5 protein-coding genes and 1 pseudogene are annotated in these 5,712 nt (G+C 71.3%); 4 read left to right on the top strand and 2 right to left on the bottom strand.

What is annotated here, in order from left to right; translation table 11 throughout:
- The coding region (locus AC31A1_RS45620; protein ID WP_489658966.1) for a sigma-70 family RNA polymerase sigma factor at positions 1–1,123 on the bottom strand (1,123 nt) is incomplete at its 3' end.
- A 208-nt stretch (positions 1,124–1,331) separates the two neighbouring features.
- Between AC31A1_RS45620 and AC31A1_RS45615 the strand changes: the two genes are divergently transcribed.
- From AC31A1_RS45615 to AC31A1_RS45605, 3 genes are all read left to right on the top strand, one after another.
- Entirely contained in the window at positions 1,332–1,748 is a 417-nt protein-coding gene (locus AC31A1_RS45615; RefSeq protein WP_489658965.1) for an SsgA family sporulation/cell division regulator, read from the top strand.
- Between the two features lie 124 nt (positions 1,749–1,872).
- The gene (locus AC31A1_RS45610) at positions 1,873–3,309 is read left to right on the top strand and encodes an NAD(P)/FAD-dependent oxidoreductase (protein WP_489658964.1); all 1,437 of its coding nucleotides are present in this window, start codon (positions 1,873–1,875) and stop codon (positions 3,307–3,309) included.
- A gap of 39 nt (positions 3,310–3,348) precedes the next feature.
- Positions 3,349–3,984, top strand: a complete 636-nt coding sequence (locus tag AC31A1_RS45605) for a hypothetical protein (RefSeq protein ID WP_489658963.1) — start codon at positions 3,349–3,351, stop codon at positions 3,982–3,984.
- Positions 3,985–4,011: 27 nt separating this feature from the next.
- Here AC31A1_RS45605 and AC31A1_RS45600 read toward each other — a convergent pair.
- Positions 4,012–4,516 (bottom strand): annotated as a pseudogene (locus AC31A1_RS45600) (COG4705 family protein).
- Positions 4,517–4,616: 100 nt separating this feature from the next.
- Between AC31A1_RS45600 and AC31A1_RS45595 the strand changes: the two are divergent.
- Positions 4,617–5,279 carry a response regulator transcription factor gene (locus tag AC31A1_RS45595; protein WP_489658962.1) on the top strand — a complete coding sequence of 221 codons (663 nt, stop codon included), beginning with the start codon at positions 4,617–4,619 and terminating at the stop codon, positions 5,277–5,279.
- Positions 5,280–5,712: the final 433 nt, after the last annotated feature.

Below are 5,712 nucleotides of genomic sequence, written 5' to 3'. Positions count from 1 at the left end.
GTATCACGCCCGTCCCGCCCCCGTTGCCCCCAAGCACAGCCGGAGACACGGCACTTATGGACCCGTCCGGCGCAGGGGACGTAGAACCCGTGCTCTTGCCCGGCGTCTTCGAGGGCTTCCCCGTCCGCGGCTCGGACGCCACCGGCGCCTGGGAGACCGGGACTTCGGCCACCGGGCCCTTCGCGACCGGGACTTCGGAGGCGTCGGTGCCTCCGAGGAGGAAGCAGACCGCGACGGCGCCCGCCACGGCCGTACCGACAGCGGCCGCGACCTGCGCCTTGGAGGCGCCGACTGCCGCATGGCGTACGCCGTGCAGCAGCCCGGCACCATGGCCACCCGCCGCAGCCGTGGCCGCTCCCGCGGAGCCCGCGCCGAACGCGGCGAGCAGGAACTTGCCCGTGCCGCCGAGGACGAACACGAGCAGGGCCGGTGCGACGAGTGCGGGCAGGCGGTCGTTGGCGCGCATCAGGGCCGCGAGGCGGGCGCGGCAGTCGTCGCACGCGTCGACGTGGCCGAGGAGGCGTTCGGACTGCCGCTCGGTGGCGCCGCCGCGGACGTACGCGGGCATACGGGCCCAGTGGACCTGGCACGCGGGATCGTCCGGGACGCCGGTCTGTTCGCGCAGGAACGCCTGCCGCATGCCTTCGCGCGCACGGTGCAGCAGTACGGCCGTTGCGCCCTGCTTGGTGCCGAGTTGGGGGCCGATCGCCGCCAGCGGCAGGCCCTCCGCCTCGGCCAGCCACAGCGCCTTCACCCAGCGCTCGGGCAGTTGCTCAAGTACCCGTACCAGCAGGTCCGTCGAGGACACCTGCTCGGCCGGGTCGCCCCCGTGGACGTGCGCGTGGTTCGCGTCGGCCCGCTCGTCGGCCTGCGGATCGCGCGGTGTCTCGCGTGCGGCGCTCCCCGCGGCCGTGGCGAGGTGCTTCACGGTCGTCATGAGGTACGCCGGTACGTTGTCGATCTCGTGCCCGGCGGACAGCCTGCGCCACACCCTGAAGTGCGCCTCGGCGACGAGGTCTTCGGCGACCCAGGTGTTCCGGGTGAGCGAGCGGGCGTAGGCGACGAGGCGCGGCTGCTGCTCCTCGTAGATCCGGGCGTATGCGGCGGTGGGACCGTCGTTCATGGCAGCAACGCTCCAGTTGCCAAGGGGGGCGGGGAAGGATTTGTAAGCCTAGATGGCGAAACTTTCAACTAAAGTTGCAGCAATAACAGAAGGTGACCCAGATCACATCAACCTTCTTCCGTAACCGCGTAATCAAGCGCCCCTCCGCGCGCTCAAGGAGGTGAGTCGGCACAACCGGCCGCCGTCCCACCCGAATCGGAGACCGTCCATGCGCCACATCACCCTGGAACAGCCCACCAGCGCCCGCCTGATCGCCGACGACGACCAGGAGCTGGCCGTCACGGTCACCCTTCGCTACTCCTCCGGCGACCCCTTCGCCGTCCAACTCCTGTTCCCCGCCTGGATATCGCTCGACGGCAAGAAGGTGACGTGGACCTTCGCGCGGGCGCTGCTGGAGGAGGGTCTCGCCACCCCTGCCGGGATGGGCAACGTGCACATCCGTCCCTACGGCCCCGCCCACACGGCAGTTGAGTTCCACTCGCCGGAGGGCATCGCGATGATCCGCTTCGACACGGTCGCGCTGCACCACTTCCTGCGCCGCACCTACCGGGTGACCGAGCCGGGCCGGGAGGCACTGGAGCCGTCCCTCGACCGGGGCCTCGCCTCGCTGCTCGACGGCGTGTGAGGGCGGCGGCCCCGTTTCGGTCCTCTCGCCGTTGGCATATTCTGCGAGGCCTCTCGATGTGATCCGGTTCGCCGGTACCCCCTGCCACGCACGAACGGTGCCCGTCTGGAGAAAGCAGCCCCCCATGAGCGCATCGCCGCCCCGGACGCCCCGGTTGTCCACCCGTGCCGTCGTCGTCGGAGGCAGCCTCGCCGGCATGCTCGCCGCTGCCGCCGTGAAGGACTTCGTCGACACCGTCGAGATCATCGAGGCGCACGGTCTGCCCGAGGGGCCCGAGTCACGCCCGGGAGTTCCCCAAGCCGCCCATTTCCACGTCCTGTTGTCCGGTGGGGCCAACGCGATCGATGACCTGGTGCCGGGCACGGTCGAGGAGTTGCTGTCCGCGGGCGCCAACCGGGTGCCCATGACGACGAACATGCTGATCTACTCGCCCGAGGGCTGGTACCGCCGCTGGGAACGGGACAGCCACTACCTGATCACCGCGAGCCGCGACCTCACGGATTCCGTCGTCCGCGGACGGGTGCTGAAGGACCCGCGCGTCAGTGTGCGCCCGCACACCAAAGTCGCGGCCCTGCTGGGGAGTTCGCGCCGCGTCACCGGCGTACGGCTGCGCGCGGCGGACGACACCGAGACCGACCTGACCGCGGACCTGGTCGTCGACGCGTCCGGAAGGGCGTCCCGCACGCCGCAGTGGCTGGGCGAGTTGGGCATCCCGGGCCCCGCCGAGAACCGCATCGACTCCGGCATCGCGTACGCCAGCCGTATCTACCGCGCCCCGGTCTCCACGCTCAACTGGCCCGTGATCAACGTCCAGGCCGACCCGCGGCGAGGCGAACCGGGCCGGACCGGCGGCATCGTCCCCATCGAGGACGGCCGCTGGCACGTCAGCCTGATCGGCACCCCGGGCGCCCAACCCACCCGCGAGGCGGCCGAGTTCGAGCCGTACGCCCGCACCCTCCGCCATCCGATCGTCGCCGACCTCCTGTCCCACGCCGAACCCCTTACCGACGTGGCCCTGACCCACAGCACGGTCAACCGCCGCTACTACTACGAGCGTCTGAAGTCCTGGCCCGAAGGCCTGGTCGCCCTGGGCGACTCGGTCGCCGCGTTCAACCCGATCTACGGCCACGGCATGTCGGTGGCGGCCCTCGGCGCGGTGGCGCTCCGCACCCGACTGGCGTCCGTGGGCCTCGCCGACGGCCTGTCCCGCAAGGCACAACGGGCCATCGCGAGACCTGTCGAACTCGCCTGGAGTCTCGCCGTAGGACAGGACATCCACTACGAGACGACGAAGGGCAAGAGCGCGGGCGCGGCCGACCGTCTCCTCCAGCGCTATGTCAGCCGGTTGTCCCACACCGCCACGGGCTCGTACCACGTGGCGACCGCGATGACGGAGGTACTGACCCTCCAGTCCCCGGGCACGGCGCTGCTCCGGCCAAGTGTCCTCGCGGCGGCGGCAATTGGGCCGCTGCGGCCGCAGCTCGACGGGCCGACGTTCACGGCTGGGGAACGGGCGTTGCTGGCTGAGGCCGGTATCTCGCTGCCCGGGATCGCCCAGTAGCGCGCCAGGACTGTCAGTGGCGGCTGCTTCCATGAGGTCATGAGCACCGTGTACGAGGCCGCCGCCCTCCTCCCCGATCCCGCCGAACTCCGTGTCCATCTGCGGGCGTTGGCGGTCCTGGACGCCACGATCGGCGACGATCCGCAGTTCTGCGTGTACGCCTTCGACGCCGACTGGGGCCCGGGCGAGGAGGCGGCCCTGATGGACAACGGCTCGGGGGACGACTTCTCCGTCCTTTTCGCCCCGGCCGGCGTGCTCATCCGCGGCTTCGACCACGAGTCGGCGATGAGCCCGTACGGGACGGACGCCGAGGAGGTCTGGCCCGGTGTCGTCGACGAAGTACCCGCCGCGCTACGCCCGTTACTCGACAATCCCGCGTTCCGCGACGAAGGCCTCGACGTCACCCGCGTCACCGTCTGTCTGTGGCGCGAGACCGGCGACACCGCGTGGCGCGCCGGTTCGGCCATCGACTTCCCGGCCGGCAACGCGTACGCGGACGGCTCCGACCATCTCTTCCACCTCCTCACCGACCGCTCACCCGAGACGGTCCAGGCCCACTTCGAGGACTACTACGAGCGTCCTGTTCCCCTCGACGCCGTCCGCCACGTCCTCGCCGGACACCCCGTCACCCCGGCGATCGTGGCGGCTCTCTGCCCGGCCGACGGGCGGGAGTGACTTGGGGACGCTTTCCCCATCCCCTGGTCAGGCCGTCCGTCGCGCGACACCCCCGCGGTCGATGACGTCCCTTCGGGTCACCGCGAGGTACACGACCAGGCCGAGGATGACCGCCAGGAACAGCGCGCCCGTGACGACGGTGCCGAAGCCGAGGCCGGCGTCGCCGATCGAGGCACCCAGGGGGCGGGTGAACACCGCGGTGCTCGTCTCCAGCGGCACACCCATGTTGTCGGTCAGGTTGTCGCTGATGAGCGTCCCCACGACGCTGATGAGCGTCCCCACGACGCTGATCAGCTCCACGGCGAGTCAGTATCAGCACCGACACACCGGTCAGGCCCAGGCTGGCCTTCTCGTTCAACAGATCGGCCGCGGTCTCGCCGACCGTCGTGCACAACACCTTGATGATCCAGAAGTAGGCGGTGACCTCGGGCACCTTGTTCCAGCGCGGCGGATGCGTGACGCCGGTCGTGCCGGCCCTAGAGGTCTCGGATGTCTCATATGCCTCGTATATCACGGGGCCCGACCGTGCCATCGGACACCTGAACGCGTCCCGATCGCCGCGCGGCGCGCTCCCGCCCCGGCATCGTCTACAGTTCCGTAGACCGTCTACAGGATTGTAGTCAGGGAGGACCATGCGCCGGACGATCCTGGTCGTCGAGGACGATCACGCCCTGCGGGACGTGCTGATGCGCGGACTGCGCGACGAGGACTACGACCCCGTCCCCGCACCGGACGGCGCCACCGCCCTGCGCCTGGCCACCGCCGATGTCTCCGCCGCCGTGCTCGACATCGGGCTGCCCGACGCCGACGGGCGGGACGTGTGCCAGGCGATGCGGGCGAACGGGTTCCTCTCCCCGGTCATCTTCCTCAGCGCGCATCACCGGCTGCCCGACCGGCTGTCCGGGTTCTCGGCCGGGGGCGACGACTACCTGCCCAAGCCGTTCCACCTCGCCGAACTCGCGGCCCGTCTGCGGGCTGCCCTCAAACGGGCGGCACCGGCGCCCGCCGCCACGGCGGGAGACCTGGTGCTGGACGCCGTCCGGCACACGGTCGACATGCGGGACACCCGGGTCGACCTGACACCGACCGAGTTCCGGCTCCTGGCCGCGCTCATGGCGGCCTCCGGCGGCATCGTCAGCCGCCGCGAGCTGATCCGCGCGGGCTGGCCCGAAGGCGCCCGGGTCCACGACAACACCCTCGACCAGTACCTGACCCGCCTGCGCCGCAAACTCCGCGAGGCGGGCAGCACCCGGACGATCGGCACGGCCCGCGGGGTCGGACACCGGCTGTCATGAACGGGGTTCATCACGGGTTGCGGGTTGCGGGTTGCGGGTTGCGGGTTGCGGGTTGCGGGTTGCGGGTTGCGGGTGGGCTACCGCGCGGAGGTCCCGGGCGCGAGGGCCCGAGTGGCCTACGGCGATTCGGCTCGCGGGTGTGCCGGCATCGGACTGCGGGTGCGGGTTGTCGGGCTGGCTGGCTGGCTGGCTGCGGCACGAGGGCCCTGGACGCGGGGCCTGAATGACACGGCGTCTCGGCTCGCGGGCGTACGGGCTCCGGACTGCGGACTGCGGCTCCGGCTCCGGCTCCGGACTGCGGGCTGCGGGCTGCGGGCTCCGGCTCCGGGCTGCGGGCTCGGGCTCCAGGCTCCGGGCTGCGGGCTCCGGCTCCGGGCTGCGGGCTCGGGCTCCAGGCTCCGGTCTGCGGGCTCCGGCTCCGGGCTGCGGGCTC

This window comes from Streptomyces sp. P5F9 (assembly GCF_057961495.1).
This window is presented reverse-complemented; position numbering and strand designations above follow the sequence as displayed.